The organism is Streptomyces flavofungini (assembly GCF_014650815.1).
Lineage (GTDB): Bacteria > Actinomycetota > Actinomycetes > Streptomycetales > Streptomycetaceae > Streptomyces > Streptomyces flavofungini.
Genome location: NZ_BMVR01000010.1, coordinates 323,456 through 341,864, shown reverse-complemented (window position 1 = coordinate 341,864; position 18,409 = coordinate 323,456). Strand labels below are relative to the sequence as shown.

12 protein-coding genes and 1 pseudogene are annotated in these 18,409 nt (G+C 72.8%); 7 read left to right on the top strand and 6 right to left on the bottom strand.

Translation table 11 applies throughout. The features are described from left to right. Positions 1–127: 127 nt before the first annotated feature. Positions 128–3,001 (bottom strand): helix-turn-helix transcriptional regulator, encoded by a 2,874-nt coding sequence (locus IE274_RS26535; protein ID WP_229909822.1) that lies wholly within the window; start codon positions 2,999–3,001, stop codon positions 128–130. A 1,307-nt stretch (positions 3,002–4,308) separates the two neighbouring features. Between IE274_RS26535 and IE274_RS26530 the strand changes: the two genes are divergently transcribed. Together IE274_RS26530 and IE274_RS26525 are read left to right on the top strand one after the other, a co-directional pair. Continuing rightward, positions 4,309–5,712 carry a glycosyltransferase gene (locus IE274_RS26530; RefSeq protein ID WP_190118397.1) on the top strand — a complete coding sequence of 468 codons (1,404 nt, stop codon included), beginning with the start codon at positions 4,309–4,311 and terminating at the stop codon, positions 5,710–5,712. Further along, a complete protein-coding gene (locus IE274_RS26525; protein WP_229909821.1) occupies positions 5,709–6,560 on the top strand; it encodes a 4'-phosphopantetheinyl transferase family protein in 852 nt (283 codons plus the stop codon). The genes IE274_RS26530 and IE274_RS26525 overlap by 4 nt, the downstream gene beginning before the upstream one ends. 51 nt (positions 6,561–6,611) lie before the next feature. On the opposite strand, the gene IE274_RS26520 is transcribed toward IE274_RS26525, so the two are convergent. Next, the gene (locus IE274_RS26520; RefSeq protein WP_190118396.1) at positions 6,612–7,181 is read right to left on the bottom strand and encodes a TetR/AcrR family transcriptional regulator; all 570 of its coding nucleotides are present in this window, start codon (positions 7,179–7,181) and stop codon (positions 6,612–6,614) included. 68 nt (positions 7,182–7,249) lie between these two features. On the opposite strand from IE274_RS26520, the pseudogene IE274_RS40425 reads away from it, so the two are divergent. Next, positions 7,250–7,957 (top strand): annotated as a pseudogene (locus IE274_RS40425) (helix-turn-helix domain-containing protein); the annotation flags it as partial. Positions 7,958–8,292: 335 nt separating this feature from the next. Next, positions 8,293–8,754 (top strand): LysR substrate-binding domain-containing protein, encoded by a 462-nt coding sequence (locus IE274_RS39640; protein WP_229909820.1) that lies wholly within the window; start codon positions 8,293–8,295, stop codon positions 8,752–8,754. 72 nt (positions 8,755–8,826) lie between these two features. Here IE274_RS39640 and IE274_RS26505 read toward each other — a convergent pair whose 3' ends face one another. Then, positions 8,827–10,827 carry an ABC transporter ATP-binding protein gene (locus IE274_RS26505; RefSeq protein ID WP_190118394.1) on the bottom strand — a complete coding sequence of 667 codons (2,001 nt, stop codon included), beginning with the start codon at positions 10,825–10,827 and terminating at the stop codon, positions 8,827–8,829. Between the two features lie 167 nt (positions 10,828–10,994). Here IE274_RS26505 and bglX point away from each other — a divergent pair, with 167 nt between their 5' ends. Continuing rightward, a complete protein-coding gene (gene bglX / locus IE274_RS26500) occupies positions 10,995–13,298 on the top strand; it encodes a beta-glucosidase BglX (protein WP_190118393.1) in 2,304 nt (767 codons plus the stop codon). A gap of 51 nt (positions 13,299–13,349) precedes the next feature. Here bglX and IE274_RS26495 read toward each other — a convergent pair whose 3' ends face one another. Together IE274_RS26495 and IE274_RS26490 are read right to left on the bottom strand one after the other, a co-directional pair. After that, entirely contained in the window at positions 13,350–14,207 is an 858-nt protein-coding gene (locus tag IE274_RS26495) for a GNAT family N-acetyltransferase (RefSeq protein WP_190118392.1), read from the bottom strand. Between the two features lie 114 nt (positions 14,208–14,321). Continuing rightward, complete coding sequence (locus IE274_RS26490) at positions 14,322–15,029, bottom strand: TetR/AcrR family transcriptional regulator (RefSeq protein WP_190118391.1); 708 nt, start codon at positions 15,027–15,029, stop codon at positions 14,322–14,324. A gap of 166 nt (positions 15,030–15,195) precedes the next feature. Between IE274_RS26490 and IE274_RS26485 the strand changes: the two genes are divergently transcribed. Next, positions 15,196–16,353: a medium chain dehydrogenase/reductase family protein gene (locus IE274_RS26485; RefSeq protein ID WP_190118390.1), complete on the top strand. Its 1,158-nt coding sequence runs from the start codon at positions 15,196–15,198 to the stop codon at positions 16,351–16,353. On the opposite strand, the gene IE274_RS26480 is transcribed toward IE274_RS26485, so the two are convergent. Beyond that, entirely contained in the window at positions 16,338–17,747 is a 1,410-nt protein-coding gene (locus IE274_RS26480; RefSeq protein ID WP_190118389.1) for an MFS transporter, read from the bottom strand. The two genes, IE274_RS26485 and IE274_RS26480, sit on opposite strands and share 16 nt — an antisense overlap. Before the next feature lie 26 nt (positions 17,748–17,773). Between IE274_RS26480 and IE274_RS26475 the strand changes: the two genes are divergently transcribed. Then, a complete protein-coding gene (locus tag IE274_RS26475) occupies positions 17,774–18,295 on the top strand; it encodes a CGNR zinc finger domain-containing protein (RefSeq protein WP_190118388.1) in 522 nt (173 codons plus the stop codon). Positions 18,296–18,409: the final 114 nt, after the last annotated feature.

Below are 18,409 nucleotides of genomic sequence, written 5' to 3'. Positions count from 1 at the left end.
CGTTTCCCCGACGGATCGTTGACCGTGGAGAACCGTCAGCGCCACGTTGCCGACCGGTTTCACACTGCCGGTGTGCACAACGTTGTCATTGCTTGACAGACCGTGGCCGATCGTCCCGTCCGGGGATTCAGCAGGCCGTGTCGGCGAGCAGATCGTGCGGCAGATCCTTGCGCCGGGACACGTTCAACTTCCGATAGACCCGCGTCAGATGCTGCTCGACGGTGCTGACCGTGATGAACAGCTTCCGCGCGATCTCCCGGTTGCTGTGCCCGAAGGACGCCAGTGAGGCCACGCGCCGCTCCGCGTCGGTCAGTTCCTCCGAGGGGCAGTTCTCCCCGCTCGCCGGCGGCCGGTCCACCGCGCTCACCTCGCCGTCGCTGTACGGCAGGAGTTGCTCGCACAGCGCCTCGGCCTGGGCGTCGCGCGCGATGCGCCAGGCTCGCCGCGCCATCATGCGCGCCTGGCCCAGCTCGCCCAGGGCATGGTGGGAGCGGCTGAGCGCCCCGAGGACCCGCACCAGTTCGAGCCGGTCCTCGCACTCCTCCAGTTCCTCGATCGCCTCGTGCAGCGCGTGGTGGTGGCGCCGCAGTCCGGCGACCTCGGCGAGCACCCGCAGGGTCAGGGCGCGGGTACGCGACTGGCCGGGGCCGCACTTGGCGAGCTGTTCCTTGACGAGCCGGTCGGCCTCGGCCTCGCCGCCGGTGCGCAGGTGCATCTCCGCGGCGGCGGACCGCCACGGGACGAGCGCGGGCTGGTCGATGCCCCAGCGCACCATCAGCTCCCCACAGGTGAGGAAGTCGTCGAGCGCGGGACGGACCCGGCCGGTGGCCGCGTAGAGCTGGCCGCGGGCGTGGATCAGCTCCAGGCCGTAGCGGGTCTCGGGGAGGCCGTCCGGGACGTGGTGGTCGAGGTAGGTCATGGCCTGGTCGTACTGCCCCATCGCGGTGTGCGCCGAGACGAGGGTGGCGAGGACCGAGCCGATGCCGACGCCCCAGCCGAGCGGTGTCATCCAGGCGAGCGCGTTGACGGCGTAGCGGACGGCGTCACCGGCGTTGCCCTGGCGCAGGGCGATCTTCGCTCTGACCGCGGAGAGGGGTGCCTGCCAGCCGGGGCCGCCGAGCTTGGTGGCCTCGCGCAGCAGCGCGTCGCACCAGTGCGCGGCGCGGGTGAGCCGGTCGGAGTAGATCAGGACGTTGAGCGAGCAGGTCAGCGCCTCCAGGTTGGCGTCGTTCAGCGGGGTGCCCTGCAGGACGGCCTCGGCGAGGTCGGCCGCGTGCGGGTCGACGCCGCGGGTGAGGACCGTGTTCAGGGCGGCCCCGGCGCGGCTGCGGGGGTCGCTGCCGCGGCCGGTCACGCCGTCCACGTTGCCGTGCGGCGTCGGCCAGTTGTCGGCGCCGACGCGTTCGCGCAGCGCGGGGTAGGTGGTGCGGACGGCACCGGCGGCGAGGTACGCGGAGACGGCGGAGGTGCCCTCGTACGCGCCCTGGCACTTGCGGGCGATCTCGGCGGCCTCGTCGAACCGGCCCTGCCACAGCAGGCCCGCGAGGAGGGCCGGCACGGCCTGCTCGGTGAGCCAGCCCTCGTCGAACGCGGCGCGCAGCGCCCGCAGATGGGGGCCGACGGTGGAGGGGCGCACCCGCCAGACGCAGCGCGTGAGTTCGGCCAGTATCTCGCTGCGGCGGGCGCCTCGGGGGCAGGCCTGGTCGGCGAGCTGGAGGCAGGCGATGGCGAGCGAGACGTCCTCGTCGCGGCGGGCCCGGGTGGCCGTCTCCCACAGCACGTCGAGCGCTTCGTCGTCGGTGACCTCACCGGCGGCGACGATGTGCCGGGCGACGACGGGCGGTTCGGCTCCACCGCGGCGCAGCAGGTCGGCGGCGCGGCGGTGCAGGTCGATCCGGTCCTCGCGGGACAGGTCGTCGAGGACGGCGGTTCTCGCCAGCGGATGCCGAAACGTTCCCGCCTCGGCCAGGCCGGCCGACTCCAGGGCACGGCGGCTGAGCGTGACGGTCTCGTGGTCGAGTTCGAGCAGTCCCGCCAGGGTCGTGTCGGACGCGGCGTCGTCCAGGATCGCCAGGCCCCGGGCGACGGCGAGCACGGAGTCCTCGCCCCGGTGCAGGCAGCTGAGCACGGACTGGCGGTAGGCGTCGCCGACGGTCAGGGCGTGCAGGGCGGGCAGGGAGGGGTCGGTGGGGGGACGGTGGGCGAGGATGTCGTGGGTCAGGGCCCGGATCAGCAGCGGGTTGCCGCCACTGACACGGTGCACGTCGGGGGCGAGGCGGCGCGCGGTGGCCTCGTCGAGGTGCTCGCGCAGCATCTCGGCCGTCGCCCGCTCACCGAGGGTGGACAGGCGCAGCTGGGTCAGCCGCGGGTGGCGCAGCAGTTCGGCGCTGAACATGGGGCGTTCGGCGCGCGGCCCGGTGCGCAGGCCGAGCACGATCACCAGGGGCTTGGCCCGCAGTTCCCGCATGGCGTGCTGCAGGCACTGCAGGGACGGGATGTCGGCGTACTGGACGTCGTCGACGAGGATCGCGAGCGGCCGGCCCTGGGCCGTCGCGTGCAGGGCCGCGGTGAGCGACCGCATGACGTGGGCGCGGACGTGCTCCTCGCGTTCGTAGTCCGGGTCGCGCAGCATCGCGGTGAACCGCGCGTCGTCGAGCAGCTGCTCCACGCGCGCGGCGGCGCTGTGCTCGCGCTGCTCCCACTGCTCCCGTGGCGACCGGTCGGCCTGCTCCCCCGGTCCTTCCGGACGGTCGATCCGGTCGGCGTGGAGGAGCAGTTGGCCGAAGACCGCCATCGGGGTCCTGCGCTCGGCTCGTAAACCCGTCGCCCGCAGGACCGTGAGTCCGCGCGCCTCGGCCTGCTCGGCGACGCCGTTCAGCAACTCGCTCTTGCCGGTGGCCACCGGCCCTCTCACCACAACAACACGGGACGGCCGATCCGCGCTGTTTGCCAGAACCTCCTCCAAGAGAGCCCATTCATCGACTCGCTCGACCAGGCTCATTGTGCGGTTTCCTCCCCGTAAGAAATTATCGCAAACTGCACTGGGCGCCTTATTTGCATAACGCACTCTCAAGCATCCATCTGGAACCGCTCCGAAGGATACCAGGGCATATTCCAAAAGCCTCTCCAGCGCTTCTGGCGGCACTCAGTCAACAACACAACTATGACTGAAACTTGACGACGAGGTAGCCCCGAAAGAAGTGAGCCCACCCCCCAAATCCACGATGACTCGCAACGTTCAGCCCTCCCCACTCCGGCCCTACGTGTGGTATTGGACCTCGGCCAGGCCACTCTGCACATGCGGAACATTGAATTCCAATTGAAGGAAAGGGGAAGAAGAACCGGCCACGAGGCACATGCATAGTGATCATCCAGCCACCCTGTCCGGAAACACCCCTGGCCACACGCGCGACCACGGACGTCGCCGGGACGGCCGCGCCATCCGCCCCCCTACCCGCCGACGCCCCCCGCCACCCACCAGGGCGCTCCTCGGGCCGCCCTCGCACGCCGCGCTCAACACCTCACGGCGCAGGCGCCGTTGGCCACCCGGCGGGGCCGCCGGGGCCGTTCCCGTCAGCGTGGCCGTTAAGGATGCGTTAGGCGTTCGTGTCCGGGAAAGCCCCTCGCGGAGACCCGGTAACGGTCTTCTGGAGACAATCCAAAGGCAATTTGACGGCAAAATTCACCAAGGAAGTCCATGGTGTTCAGGCGCCTTCGGGAGCTGCACAACAGGTGTGCAACCGGAAGCGTCACGTGCCCCGCGTCACACACTCGCCGTGACTGCCAGATGCGTCACATTGTTACGTCGCCGTTTCCGGCCACCGCTCATTTCGTGGCGGACCCATGGAGACCAACTCGCCGTCGGCGTACACGAACTCGTGAGTACGGCCGGGCGGGTGTCGCGCGCCGTGCCGTGGCGGCCCGTCGGACAGGCCCTAGGGGACGGATAGGGGTGGAGAGCGGCAGGGGGCGCGGATAGCCTCCGGCAGGAGGAATCACCGAGGGTCTCCGGCACCGTGGCGCGGGCACGACGGACACCACCCCTGATCCTCCGCACCGCGGCTCGGCTCCCGGACGACGGCCACCCCCCGGACGACGGCCATCTCCCCCGCTCGGTCACCGGGGTTCCCCGTGCACAGCAGACAGGTTCACCGCCCGCCGCCGGCCCCGGTCGGTCAGGGCACGCCGATGTGACGCGCAGGCGCGCAGACCGTAGAGGACGACCATGGCGAGAATGCACACCGCGGGCTCCACCACCCGGAGCGCGCTGCGGCAGGCGGACGCACCCCACGAAGGGAGCGTGCCCCGATGACCGGGTCCGGCCCCGGTGGCGAGGAGACCGAAGGCAGCGGGCCCGCCGATCCGGAAGTGGTCGCCACCTCCGAGGTGGTCGCAGCCTCCGAAGCGGTCGCAGCCTCCGAAGTGGTCGCCGTCCCGGCGGAAGTCACGGCCCCGGACGAGGCCATCGGCCTGGACGAAGCCATCGGCCTGGACGGAACCGTCACCCCGGACGCGGCGCGCACCACCGTCACCGTGATCATCCCGACCTTCAACGAGGCCGGGAACGTGGAGGAGCTGCTGACGCGGCTCGCCGCCGGGCTGCCCGCGCACCTGGACTGCGAGGCTCTGTTCGTCGACGACAGCACCGACGACACCCCGGCCGCGATCGAACGCGCCGCCCTCACCTGCCCGTTCCCCGTGAACGTCATCCACCGCGAGGTGGCCACGGGCGGCCTGAGCGGCGCCGTGGTGGAGGGCATGAAGGCCGCGGCGTCGGAGTGGCTGGTCGTCATGGACGCCGACCTCCAGCACCCGCCGTCGCTGATGCCCGAGCTGATCGAGACCGGCCGCCGGGCGGGCGCCGACCTCGTCGTGGCCAGCCGGTACGCGGGCGGCGGCAGCCACGCCGGGCTGTCCGGCCGCTACCGCGTCGCCGTGTCCCGCACTTCCACGCTCGCGACCAAGGCGCTGTTCCGCTCGGCGCTGCGCGGCATCAGCGACCCGATGAGCGGCTTCTTCGCGATCCGCCGCAGCACGGTGCACGCCCACTCCGACATCCTCAAGCCGCTCGGCTACAAGATCCTGCTGGAGCTGGCGATCCGCTGCCGTCCGCGCGTCGTCGCCGAGGTGCCGTTCTCCTTCCAGGAGCGGTTCGCGGGCGAGTCGAAGTCGACCGTGCGCGAGGGCCTGCGGTTCCTCGCGCACCTGGTGTCGCTGCGTACGGCGACGCCGGTGGCGCGGATGGTGGTCTTCGGCCTGATCGGCCTGACCGGCTTCCTGCCCAACCTGTTGGGGCTCGCCGGGCTCACCGCGATGGGGCTGCACTATCTGCCCGCCGAGGTGGTGGCCAACCAGTTCGGTGTGCTGTGGAACTTCCTGCTCATCGATCTGCTGCTGTTCCGCGACCGGCGCGGCCACCGCCACTGGGCCGACCGCCTCGGCCGGTTCGCGCTGCTCGCCAACGCCGACCTGGTGCTGCGCATCCCGCTGATCGCGCTGCTCGTCGACGGCGTGGGCATGACGGTCCTGCCCGCCACCGCGCTGGCCCTCCTGACGACGTTCGTCATCCGCTTCATCGCCACCGAACTGCTGGTCTACCTCCCCCGGCGCGGCCAGACCAAGGGCGCGGACGCGGCGCCCGTGCGGGAGCAGGAGGACGGCCGCAAGGAGACGGAGAAGTCGGAAGGCCGGGAGAAGGAAGGCACGCCATGACCGTCGGGACGCAGCACAGTGACAGGGAGGGTGCGACCCCGCCGCCGCCTGTCGGCACCGGCCCCGTGGCAACGCACCCCGGCACCCGTCCCGCGGCAACGCACCCCGGCACCCGTCCCGCGGCAACGCACGTCGGCACGCGCCCCGAGCCAACGCGCCCCGGCACGGCGCCGCCCGCCCTGCTCGCGCGGATCGTGCCCGAGGACGTCGTCTGCCGCGAGTCCCTCGGCGACCCGGACGGCGTCGTCCTGCACCCCGACGAACAGGCCCTGATCGCCCGGTCGGTACCGGCGCGCCGCCGCGAGTTCACCACCGGCCGCCACTGCGCGCACCGCGCCCTGGCCGCCCTCGGGCAGCCCGCCGCGTCGATCCTGCCCGACCCGAAGGGCAGCCCGGAGTGGCCCGCCGCCGTCGTCGGCAGCATCACGCACTGCGACGGCTACCGCGGTGCCGCAGTCGCCCGCACCGCCCGCGTCCGCTCGGTCGGCATCGACGCCACCCCGGGCGAGCCGCTGCCCGACGGTGTCCTGGAGGCGGTGGCGCTGCCCGCGGAGCGGCGGCGGGTGGCCGAACTCCTGGCCCGGTGGCCCGCGGTGCGCTGGGACCGGGCCCTGTTCAGCGCCAAGGAGAGCATCTACAAGACCTGGTATCCGCTGCAGCGCGCGCCGCTGGGCTTCGAGGAGGCCGACGTCATCTTCCACCGGTCGCCGGATCCGGCCACCGGCACGTTCAGCGCGCGGATCCTGCCCCCCGTGCGCGACCGGGGCTTCCCTCAGGAGCTCACGGGGCGCTGGCTGGCGCGGGACGGCCTGGTCCTCACCGCGATCACGCTGCGCCCCGCGGGCTGAGCGCTGCGCCCGGTGGGAGGCTGGGTGCTGCGCTCCGCGGGCCGAGCGGGGTCAGCGCAGGACGCGCTGCGACAGTTCCTCGATGAGCTTGTCCGTCGAGTACGGGGCGAGCAGGTCGGGCACCGTCAGGTCGTCCACGATCAGGCCCAGCATGGCGAGGTAGAGCAGCACGACGCCGGTGCGGTCACCGGGCAGGCCCGCGCCCAGGTGGAAGCCGATGTTGGCGTCGAGCTGCTCGGTCATGAACTGGGTGAGCTCGGCGTGCAGTTCGGGGCGGCGGGTGGCTTCCAGGCGCAGTTCGAGGAGCGCGAGGTGGCTGCTGCGGTCGGCGCGCGTCCGCTCCAGGAGCTGCTTGAGGAGCGTCACGACCAGGGCCGTGTCCGGCTGCTCGCTCATGGTGTCGGCGAGCGCGGCCTCCTCCGGCGTGAGCCGTTCCAGGATCCGCCGCATGACCTGCGCGAGGAGTTCCGCGCGGTGCGGGAAGTAGTTGCTCGCGGTGCCCTTGGGCACCTCCGCCTCCGCGTCCATGGCCCGCAGCGTCAGCCCCCTGGACCCCTCGCGCGCGAGCACCTCGATCGCCGCGTCCAACAGCGCGGTGCGCCTGGCCGGATTCTGTCGCATGGCGGTCCTCTCCTGTTCCCTGTGCGGCACCCCACCCTAACCACTGCAGGCGGAGTGCCACACATGACGTGGTCCCAAGCCCGCACGTCGGTGACGCAGACGAGCCGGCGTCACGCCCTGCCCTGGTCGCTCACGTTCGCGATCATGCGGCGGAGCACGCGCACCGTACGGACGTAGTCGTCCTCGGGGATGCCGTCGTGGATCCGCGCCCGCAGCCGGGGAGCGAGCGCCGCGAGCCGGGCGCGGGCCGCGCGGCCGGTGTCGGTGAGAGTGAACCGGCCCGTGCGGTCGGGGGTGATCCAGCCCCGGTCGAGCAGGTCGTCCAGCACCTCCGCGTAGGTGGAGGGGTCGCCGACCTGGGGGGTCATAGAGGCGCGCAGGGCTTCGGTCAGGCCGTTGCGCGTCAGGCCGTCCGCGGTGACGGCGAGCCGGTTCAGGGTCATCCAGTGCCGTTGGCTGGTGCCGAGGGCGGACTGTTCGGCGTGCATGAAGGCGACGACCGCGGTGTGCGCGGCGCCGGTCCAGTACACGGCGGGCTGGTTGGCCAGGTACTCCGCGTCGGGCTGCTCCATGGGCGGCTCGTCTCCGTGCTCGCCGCGGCCGTGCTCACAACCGCCGTGTTCGCTGCCGCCGTGCTCGCTGCGGCCGTGCTGGAGCGAGTGGAGCTGGAGGCGTTCCTGACGCTGGCCGAGGAGTTGCACTTCGGCCGCACCGCCGAACGCCTGCGCCTGACGACCGGCCGGGTCAGCCAGACCATCCAGAAGCTGGAACGCCGCATCGGCACGCCCCTGTTCGAGCGCACCAGCCGGTACGTCCGCCTCACTGCGGCCGGACGGCAGCTCCACGACGACCTCCTGCCGCCGTACCGCGCGCCGGCGGCCGGGCTGCAGAAGGCGATCAACGCCGCGCGGGACGTCGAGAGCGTGCTGCGGGTCGGCTACGTCGGCCCCGCCGTCGGACAGGTCACGATCCGCGCCGCCGAGGTGTACGCGCGGCGCCACCCCGGCTGCCGGATCCGGCCCCGGGAACTGCAGATCGCCGACGGTTTCCCGCGGTTGCGCGACGGCGACGTGGACGTGCTCATCGTGACGCTGCCGCACCAGGGCCCGGCATGGTCAACGGCCCGGTCCTGTTCTCCGAGCACCGCATGCTCGCCGTGCCCGCGCGCCACCCCCTGGCCGACCGGGACACGGTCTCCCTGGAGGACCTCGCCTCCGTCCGCCTCCTGCAGGCGGCCCGGACGCTGCCTCCCTATGGGCGCGCCGAACGCACGCCCCCGCTGACGCCCTCGGGCGCCCCCATCGAGCCCGGGCCCGCCTTCGACGCCCTCCAGGAGGCCCTGTCCCTGATCGGTGCCGGGCAAGGGGCCTGGGTGGTCGGCGCCCAGGTCACCCGCTACTTCGCCCGCCCCCACGTCGTCTACGTCCCCTTCGACGACGCGCCGCCCCTGGAGTGGGTCCCCGCCTGGCTCGCCGCCACCCCGGTGGCCGCCGTGCACGCCTTCAACAAGGTCGCCCAGGACACCGCCGCGCTGCTCCAACTCGCCACGATCAGCGCCGACGTCGGCGGCTGAAGCCCCCAACGGGACGTGCCGGTCCAAGGGGCGCAAGCCCTCGGACCGGCACGTGGGAGACCACTGCGGCGGCTAGACGGTGACGGCCGCGTCCGCCCCGTCGGCCGGGTCGGCGCAGTCTCCGCCGAGCACGCAGCCCACCGCGCCCTTGTCGGCCGCCCTGTCCGCGGAGGCCTCCGATGCCTCCGCGGCCGCCGAGCCGGCCGCGTCCGGCTTCCCCGCGAACTGCGTCCGGTACAGCTCCGCGTACCGCCCGTCCACCGCGAGCAGTTCGTCGTGCGTGCCGCGTTCCACGATCCGCCCGGCCTCCACGACGAGGATCTGGTCGGCCGCCCGCACGGTGGAGAGCCGGTGCGCGATGACCACGGCCGTCCGGTCCGCGAGGGCCTCCGCGAGGGCCTCCTGGACGGCGGCCTCGGACGTGTTGTCGAGGTGGGCGGTGGCTTCGTCGAGGATGACCACCCGCTGCTGGGCGAGCAGCAGACGCGCGATGGTCATGCGCTGCCGCTCACCGCCGGAGAGCCGGTAGCCGCGCTCGCCGACCACCGTGTCGAGCCCGTCGGGCAGCGACCGCACCAGGGCGTCGAGGCGGGCCCGGCGCAGCACGTCCCACAGCTCGTCCTCGGCTGCGCCGGGCCGGGCGAGCAGCAGGTTGGCGCGCACCGACTCGTGGAAGAGGTGGCCGTCCTGGGTGACCATGCCGATGGTGTCGCGCAGCGAGTCGGCCGCCAGGTCGCGGACGTCCTCGCCGCCGACGCGTACGACCCCGGAGTCGGCGTCGTACAGGCGCGGAAGGAGTTGCGCGATGGTGGACTTGCCCGCGCCGGAGGAGCCGACGAGCGCCACGGTCTGGCCGGGTTCGGCGCGGAACGACAGGCCGTGCAGGACCTCGTCGCCGCCGCGGCCGTCCAGCGCGGCCACCTCCTCCAGGGAGGCGAGGGAGACCTTGTCGGCGGACGGGTAGGCGAAGCGGACGTTGTCGAACTCGACGGCGACCGGGCCGGCGGGCACGGTCCGCGGCTGCGGCTTCTCGTCGATGAGGGGCTTCAGGTCGAGGACTTCGAAGACCCGCTCGAAGCTCACCAGGGCGCTCATCACCTCGACGCGGGCCCCGGCCAGGGCGGTCAGCGGCGCGTACAGGCGGGTCAGGAGCAGTGCGAGCGAGACGACGGCGCCCGCTTCGAGCGTGCCGTCGAGGGCGAAGTAGCCGCCGAGTCCGTAGACGAGGGCGAGGGCGAGCGCCGACACGAGGGTGAGGGCGGTGATGAAGGCCGACTGCGCCATGGCGGTGCGTACGCCGATGTCGCGCACCCGGCGGGCCCGGGCGGCGAACTCCGCGGACTCGTCGGCGGGGCGGCCGAACAGCTTGATGAGGGTGGCGCCGGGTGCCGAGAAGCGCTCCGTCATCCGGGTGCCCATGGCCGCGTTGTGGTGCGCGGCCTCGCGCTGGAGGCGGGCCATGCGGGTGCCCATGCGGCGCGCGGGCACCACGAACACCGGCAGGAGCACCAGCGCGAGGAGCGTGATCTGCCAGGACAGGGCGAGCATCACGGCGAGGGTGAGGACGAGGGTGACGAGGTTGGAGACCACTCCGGAGAGCGTGTTGCTGAACGCCCGCTGCGCGCCGATCACATCGTTGTTGAGGCGGCTGACGAGCGCGCCGGTGCGGGTGCGGGTGAAGAAGGCGACCGGCATGCGCTGCACATGGTCGAAGACGGCGGTGCGCAGGTCGAGGATCAGGCCTTCGCCCAGGTTCGCCGACAGCCAGCGGCTGAGCAGTCCGAGGCCCGCTTCGGCGATCGCGATGACGGCGATGAGCACCGCGTAGCGCACCACTGTCGAGGACTCCGCGCCGGACACGATGGCGTCGACGACACGCCCGGCGAGCACGGGAGTCGCCACGGCGAGCAGCGCGGTCAGGACACTCAGCAGGACGAACTGCGTGATGCGGCGGCGATGGGGCCCGGCGAAGGCGGTGATGCGGCGCAGGGTGGCGCGGGCGAAGGGTCGGCGTTCCTGCTCGGCGTTCATGACGCTGTGCAGCTGGGTCCAGGCTGTGGTCTCCATACTCATGAGAAGAACCGTAGGACCTAAAGTTATGTTGAGGTCAAGGGCCGCATCATGCGTCTCGTTCACCCCTGTCACATCTCTTGACCCGCCTGTAACCGGCACGTACTTTCGCTTCAATTCTTGAGCGCATCACTCCGGTTACTCGTGTCCTGACGTGAGAAGGCGAACGCATGCGAGATGTACGAAGGCGTACCGTGCTGTCCGCGATCGGCGGCACCGCCGTCGCGGGCGGCGCCCTGAACTCGGGAATCGCCGAGGCGGCACCGGCCCCGGCCCCCGCCGCACCGCCCGCGGCGGACCGCGGCACCCCCCACGACGGCAAGGTCCAGCGGCTCCTCGACCGTATGACTGTCGAAGAGAAGCTGGGCCAGCTCCAGCAGCTCGCCTGGTCCTGGGACACCGGTCCCGGCGGCGGTGAGACCAAGGACGTGGAGGACGCGGCGCGGGCCGGACGCCTCGGCTCGGTGCTCTCCATCTTCGGCGCCAAGAGCAGCAACGCGCTGCAGCGCATCGCGGTCGAGGAGTCCCGGCTCGGCATCCCGCTGCTGTTCGGCCTCGACGTGATCCACGGCTTCTGGACGACGTTCCCGATCCCGCTCGCGCAGGCGGCGAGCTTCGACCCGGACGTGACCAGGGCGGACGGCGAGGTGTCCGCGCAGGAGGCCCGCTCCAACGGCGTGCACTGGACGTTCGCGCCGATGATGGACGTCACGCACGAACCGCGCTGGGGCCGCATCGCCGAGGGCTGCGGCGAGGACCCGTATCTGACGGCCGCGTTCGCGGCCGCCAAGGTCGAGGGCTACCAGGGCCCGGGCAAGGGCGAGTTGGGCGCGAAGGACCGCGTCGCCGCCTGCGCCAAGCACTTCGTGGCGTACGGCGGGGCCGAGGGCGGGCGCGACTACAACACCGTCGACGTGTCGGAGTCCCGGCTGCGCAACCTCTACCTGCCGCCGTTCAAGGCCGCCCTGGACGCGGGCGCGGCCACGGTGATGGCGTCCTTCAACACCATCGGCGGCGTCCCCGCGCACGGCAACTCCCACACCCTGACCGGCATCCTGAAGAAGGAGTGGGGCTTCGACGGCGTCGTCGTCAGCGACTGGACCGGCGTGCAGGAGCTGATCGCGCACGGCTTCGCCGAGGACGGCGCGGCCGCCGCCCGGCTCTCGCTGAACGCGGGCGTCGACATGGAGATGGTGAGCACCAACCTCCGTGAGCACGGCAAGAAGCTGCTGCGCGCGGGGAAGATCAGCGAGCGGCGCCTGGACGACGCGGTCGCCCGCATCCTGCGGCTGAAGTTCACCCTCGGCCTCTTCGACGATCCGTACGTCGACGAGGACGCCGCCGTCGACGGGCCGACCGCCGCCACGCGCAAGGCCGCCCGCTCGTCCGCCGCCCGCTCGATGGTGCTCCTGAAGAACACCGGCGGGGCGCTGCCGCTGAAGCCCGCCGTCAAGTCCATCGCCGTCGTCGGCCCGTTCGGGGATTCCGACGACCTGCTCGGCACCTGGGTGGTCCCGGCCGCCGCGAAGAAGTACCCGTCGGTGAAGGTCCTCGACGCGGTGCGCCGCGCAGCACCGGACGCGAAGGTGACGTACGCGCGTGGTGTCGACCCCGAGGGCAAGGACACCGGCGGCATCCCGGCCGCGGTCGCCGCCGCGAAGGCCGCCGACGTGACGATCGTCGTCGTGGGCGAGCCGCCGTCGATGAGCGGTGAGGCGGCGGCCCGCAGCGACATCGGCCTGCCGGGCGCGCAGGAACGGCTCGTCGAGGCGGTCGCGCGGTCCGGCAAGCCGTTCGTGGTCGTCCTCGTGGGCGGACGCCCGCTGACCATGGGCGGCTGGCTGGAGTCGGCGCCCGCCGTCCTGGAGGCCTGGCACCCGGGCGTCGAGGCCGGGAACGCCATCGCCGACGTGCTGTTCGGCAAGGTCAACCCGGGCGGCAAGCTGCCCGTCTCCTTCCCCCGCACGGTCGGCCAGATCCCGATCCACTACAACCACGAGTCGACGGGCCGCCCCTACAACGCCGACAACAAGTACACGTCCAAGTACCTGGACCTGCCGCCGGACCCGCAGTTCCCCTTCGGCCACGGCCTCAGCTACACGACGTTCGAGATCGGCGCACCGAAGCTGAGCCGCGCCGGCGTTCCGGTACGCGCCCTGCGCGACGGCGACACCCTGGAGGTGTCCGTCACCGTCTCCAACACCGGCCGCCGCAAGGGCGACGAGGTCGTGCAGCTGTACGTCCACGACGTCGCGGCGAGCATCACCCAGCCGGTGCGCAAGCTGCGCGGCTTCAAGCGGGTCACGCTCGGCGCGGGCCGCTCCACCGTCGTCCGCTTCCGGCTCGGCGCCGACGACCTGGGCTTCTGGACGAACGACACCCACGGCGAATTCCTCGTCGAGGAGGGCAAGTTCGACCTGTACGTGGGCAACAGCTCCACGGCGAAGAACAAGGTCACGCTGACGGTGACGTGAGCGGGGCGGCGTGAGCGCGAGGGGGTGGGCGGCGCCGGGGCGCCCGCCCCCTCAGCCGAGTTCCAGCGTGGTGGTCGCGAAGACCCGCTCGCGCGCGAACTCCCGCACCGGGCCCGTGTACATGCGCGCCGTGTCGAACGACGGCTTCATGCCGCGCGCCTCGGCCAATGCGACGGCCGCCGTGTTCGTCTCCGGTACGTCCATGGCGACGGCCGCGCCGCCGGACTCGGCCGCGAGCGCGTCGAGCAGCGCCTCGGCGTCGGCGCGGGTGTCGGCGAACAGCGGGCCCACGCGCGGCGCGTCCCGAGCCGGACGCAGCACCCCGTACCCGGTGACGCGGCCGTCGACGACGCTCGCCAGGGCCCGGTGGCCGGGCGCCGTCAGCCAGACGTCGAGGAACCGGGGCCGGTCGGCGGGGTAGCAGGCACTGTCGTACGCGGCGACGGCGTCGCGGTCCACCTCCGCCACGGGCCTGATGTGCGCGGGCAGCGGGCCGGGCGCGCCCGCGGGGCCGACGTAGCGCCGGGTGCCGTGCGCGCGCTCGAAGCCGGAGCGGCGGTAGTTGTCCTGCTGCGCCGGAACGCCGTCCAGGCCCACGACCCGGTCCCCGGCATGGGCGAGGGCCGTCCGCCAGGTCGCCATGCCGTGGCCGCGCCCGCGCATGTCCGGGCGGACCAGGTAGAAGCCGAGGAAGGCGTACGCCGGGCCGTAGTTGACCACCGAGATCGCCGACACCGGCTCGCCGTCGACGCGGCCGACGAAGAATCCCTCCGGGTCCTGCGCGAAGAAGCCCGCCGCGTCGTTGAGGCCCGGGTTCCAGCCCTCCCGTGCCGCCCACTCGGTGACCAGGCGCCAGTCATCGGGCGTCGCCGTCGAGACGACGAGCTGTCCGGGGGCCGTACTCTCCATCGCGCACCTTCCTTGAACAGTGGTTCGCCCGCTAGAACGATGGTTCCACCCGCTTGAGCGGGTGTTTCCGCGCAACGGCCCCATCCTGCCCCGCCGGGCGCGGCCCCATCCGGCTCACCCCGGCAGCCCCATCGCGTCGGCCAGCGTCTCCATCTCGGACTTGAGCAGCGTGGCGGGGCGGTGCCCCATCCCCCCGTAGAGGCCCTGCACTTCGAGGCTGACGATCCCGTGCAGCCGGGCCCAGGCCGTGACCGTGCCGGCGAGGGCCGTGGCCGCGTCGGCGTCCGGGGCCCAGGCCTTGACCCACTCCTCGACGGGCGGGCTGTCGTTCAGCCAGAACCGCATCTCCGCGCGCAGTTCCAGGGCGGCACCCCGGCAGTCCCCCTGCCCGAGCACGCCGAGCAGCGGGCCGAGGACCGCGCGGGCCCGGTCGGTGGTCTCCGGGGGCGCCTGATAGCCGGGGGACGGCGTACCGGCCAGGAGTTGGTAGACGTGCGGCACCCCGATCGCCCACGCGCGAAGGGCGGCGCCGAGGGCGAGGAGCTGTTCGCGGGGCGGGGCGTCCGCGACGCGGTCGGCGGCCGCGCGCATGGCGACAGCTGCCGCGTCGTAGCCGTCGCAGATCAGCTCGGTGAGGAGGTCGTCGCGGTTGCGGAAGTACTTGTAGAGGGCCGGGCCGGTGAGCCCGAGCCCCTTGGCGACGGCGTTGAGGCTGAGCGCGGGCGCACCGCCCGCGCGGATCTGCTCCAGGGCGGCCGCCTTGATCTCGCCGCGCACCTGGTCGCGGTAGCGCTGGCGCGGGGTGCTGCTCTTGTCTGTCATGTCGGTGGTCCCTTCCCCTGATTTCCCTGCCACTCGGCCATCACCCTGGTTAGAGGCTCTAACTCTAGCAAGAGGAGATCTTGACAGGGTTGCGAGCAGGGGTGCATTCTCAAGTTAGAGCTTCTAACTACGGAGAGAAGCACTACCTACCGAGAGAGGCCAAGCCATGCGCGAGACCCACACGATCGAGAACCAGCCCACGGCGAACACGGCACCGGCGACCACGGCACCGGCGACGGCGGCCACCGCGGCCACGGCCGGGGTCATCGCGACCCAGGTCGTCCTGCCCGGCGTCGTCGAGCCCACCGGTCTGGAGATCACGCAGGTCGCCGCGCCCACCCCCGGCCAGGGCGAGGTGCTGCTCGCGATGGCGGCGACCGGCGTCTCGTTCGCGGAGCAGCAGATGCGGCGCGGGAAGTACTACGACCAGCCCCCGTTCCCGTTCGTGCCGGGGTACGACCTGGTCGGGCGGGTGGTGGCGACCGGCCAGGGGGTCGACACCGCGCTGACCGGACGGCGGTTCGCGGCGCTGACCAAGACCGGCGGCTGGGCGAGCCACGTCGTCGTGGCGGCCGCCGACCTCGTCGAGGTGCCGGAGTCCGTGACGTCGGCGGACGCGGAGACGCTGGTCGTGAACGGCATCACGGCCTGGCAGATGCTGCACCGCACGGCCGAGGTCGAGGCGGGCGACACGATCGTCGTGCTCGGCGCGAACGGCGGCGTCGGCTCCGCCCTCGTCCAGCTGGCGCGGATCGCCGGGGTGCGGGTGATCGGTACAGCCTCGCCGCGCCACCACGACAAGCTCCGCGAGCTCGACGTCACGCCCGTCGACTACCGCGACCCTGACCTGTACGGGCGGCTGCGCGGGCTCGCGCCGAACGGGGTGCAGGCGGTCTTCGACCACGTGGGCGGCGAGGCCGTCGTGGAGTCCTTCCGACTGCTCGCGCCGGGCGGCACCCTCGTGTCGTACGGCACCGCGTCCACCCGCGACGCCGCCGGGTCCTCCAAGGCCCCCGTCCTGAAGCTCTTCGCCCGCCTCGCGATGTGGAACGCGATGCCCAACTCCCGGCACGCCCACTTCTTCAACATCTGGGCCGGCAAGCGCCGCGCCGCCGCCTTCCGTGAGCGCCTGCGCGCCGACCTCGGCCAGGTCTTCGCGCTGCTGGCCGAGGGCAGGCTCAAGCCGCAGGTCGCCGCGCGGGTCCCGCTGTCGCGGGCCGCCGACGCGATGCGGCTCGCGGAGTCCGGGACGGTCGCGGGCAAGGTCGTCCTCGTACCGGACGAGGCGCTCGGTGACGCGCGGGACGCTCAGACCGGGCGATGAGGAGCGGCGGGTGCGGCCGCCGACCGGACCTCGGCGGTGTCCGGCGGTCCCCCGGCGCCGGGCGGACCGTGCCTCCGGCGGCGGCGGTCGGGGACGGTGGTGGCCACCAGGGCGGTCGCGGTCAGCGCGGACAGCAGGCCCCAGACCACCGTGAAGCTGCCGGTGAGGTCGCGGAGCAGGCCGAGCGCGGGCGGCATGAGCACGATGGCCACCTGGTTGACGGACATGGCGAGGCCGAGGGTGAACCCGGTGCGGCCCGCCGGGGCCGACTCGGTCACGTAGGCGACCCAGGGGCCGTACCAGCCGTAGCCGAAGAAGCCGAGCCAGACGAGCACACCGCAGGCCAGGGCGGGCGAGCGGCCCAGCGGGGACATCAGGACCGCCATCCCCGCGATCACGGCGACCATGCAGAGGGCGATCGTGCCGTGCCGCCCGGACCGGCTGCGGTCACTGCGGACCGCGAGGCCGATGCGGCCGACGACGCCCGCGCCCTGGGCGGCCACGAGGACGAGGGCCGCCGTCCCGGCTCCGACCGACGCCGCCTCGTGCAGGTGCAGCACGGTCAGGACACCGACCGCGTACTGCACCGAGATCAGGGTCGCCCCGGACAGCATGATCTTCACCATGGCGGGCTCACGGAGGAGCCGCAGGCGGACGCCGAGCCGGGTGGAGAGGGAGGCGGGCGACACGGAGGACGTAGCCAGCGCGGAGGGCACAGGCGGCACGGTGGGCGCAGACGGCACGGACGGCGGTCGCCGGTAGCAGCCCATGAAGACGCCCGCCCCGAGCAGCGCGGCAACCGCCCCGGCCACCAGCGTCGCGCGCCAGCCGTGGGCCTCCGCGAGGAGGGGCAGTACGGCCGAGGCGAGCGCGGCGCCCAGCGGCAGGCCCGCCTGACGCACGCCCATCGCGAACCCCCGCCGGGACGTGTCGAACCAGGACGCCACCGACTTGCTGCCACCGGGCTGGACGGTGCTGTAGCCCGCGCCGACGACCAGCAGGACGCAGAGCAGGGAGACATAGCCGGGTGCGGCGCTCCCCACGCCCAGGCCCACGGCCACCACGCAGGCGCCGATGCCGACGACCCAGCGTTCGTTGTAGCGGTCGAGCAGTTCACCGGCGACCAACAGGCCGACAAGCGGGACCAGTTGGGCCGCAGAGACCAGCAGGCCCAGCTGGGCGGTGCTCAGGTCGAGGGCGCGTTGCAGGGGGATGCCCAGGGCGCCGATGCCCTGGACGAAGAAGCCCGCGGCGGCCTGGGTGAAGGTGGCGATGCCGAGGACGGCCCACCGGTAGCGCCAAGGATCCCGGCCCTTCGTGGAGGGACCCCGGTATCTGGTGGAGGAACCCCGGCCCCTCGCGGACGGATCCCCGTCCCCCGTACGTCGTCGCATGCCGATCACCCTGCTGTAATGGGCTTATGCACCTCAACCCTTACGGCGCGGACGTCGTGAACCTGGCGGCGGAGCTGGCCAACCGGCGCCCGGCGAGCGCCGAGGAACTCGCGGACCGCTGTCGCGCGGCCGGGCTCGTCCTGGAACGGCCGGTCGCCCCACAGGACTTGGACCGAGCCCTGGAAGCGCTGACGGCATGGGAGGAGGTCGTCGACGCCACCGACGAGGAGGCCCGCGCCGACCTGCTCAACCGGATGCTGGCGGCGGCCACCGCGCACCCTCGGCTGACCGACCACGCCGGTACCGGCTGGCACCTGCACTACCGGGACGACCGGCAACCACTCGGCCCGCTCCTCCACGCACTGATCGCCGTGGGGACCGCGCTGCACCTGACGGGGCGCGGCATGCACCGGCTCCGGCGGTGCGCCGTGACCGAGTGCGCCACGATCTTCGCCGACACCTCCCGGACCGGGCGGCAGCGCTACTGCTCCCAGCGGTGCGCCAACCGGGACGCGGTACGCCGCCACCGGGCACGCTCGACGGCGTGACCCACGCGGCCACGCTCGACGGCGTGACCCACGCGGGCGCACTCGACGGCGTGATCCACGCGGGCGCACTCGACGGCGTGATCCACGCGGGCGCACTCGACCACACGCACCACG

Bases quoted from the DNA above. Each gene is read 5' to 3' on its own strand.
- IE274_RS26490 (WP_190118391.1), bottom strand. From the start codon at position 15,029: ATGACAGACAAGAGCAGCACCCCGCGCCAGCGCTACCGCGACCAGGTG.
- IE274_RS26525 (WP_229909821.1), top strand. From the start codon at position 5,709: ATGACCGTCGGGACGCAGCACAGTGACAGGGAGGGTGCGACCCCGCCG.
- IE274_RS26535 (WP_229909822.1), bottom strand. From the start codon at position 3,001: ATGAGCCTGGTCGAGCGAGTCGATGAATGGGCTCTCTTGGAGGAGGTT.
- IE274_RS26485 (WP_190118390.1), top strand. From the start codon at position 15,196: ATGCGCGAGACCCACACGATCGAGAACCAGCCCACGGCGAACACGGCA.
- IE274_RS26530 (WP_190118397.1), top strand. From the start codon at position 4,309: ATGACCGGGTCCGGCCCCGGTGGCGAGGAGACCGAAGGCAGCGGGCCC.
- IE274_RS39640 (WP_229909820.1), top strand. From the start codon at position 8,293: ATGGTCAACGGCCCGGTCCTGTTCTCCGAGCACCGCATGCTCGCCGTG.
- IE274_RS26480 (WP_190118389.1), bottom strand. From the start codon at position 17,747: ATGCGACGACGTACGGGGGACGGGGATCCGTCCGCGAGGGGCCGGGGT.
- IE274_RS26495 (WP_190118392.1), bottom strand. From the start codon at position 14,207: ATGGAGAGTACGGCCCCCGGACAGCTCGTCGTCTCGACGGCGACGCCC.
- IE274_RS26520 (WP_190118396.1), bottom strand. From the start codon at position 7,181: ATGCGACAGAATCCGGCCAGGCGCACCGCGCTGTTGGACGCGGCGATC.
- bglX (WP_190118393.1), top strand. From the start codon at position 10,995: ATGCGAGATGTACGAAGGCGTACCGTGCTGTCCGCGATCGGCGGCACC.
- IE274_RS26475 (WP_190118388.1), top strand. From the start codon at position 17,774: ATGCACCTCAACCCTTACGGCGCGGACGTCGTGAACCTGGCGGCGGAG.
- IE274_RS26505 (WP_190118394.1), bottom strand. From the start codon at position 10,827: ATGAGTATGGAGACCACAGCCTGGACCCAGCTGCACAGCGTCATGAAC.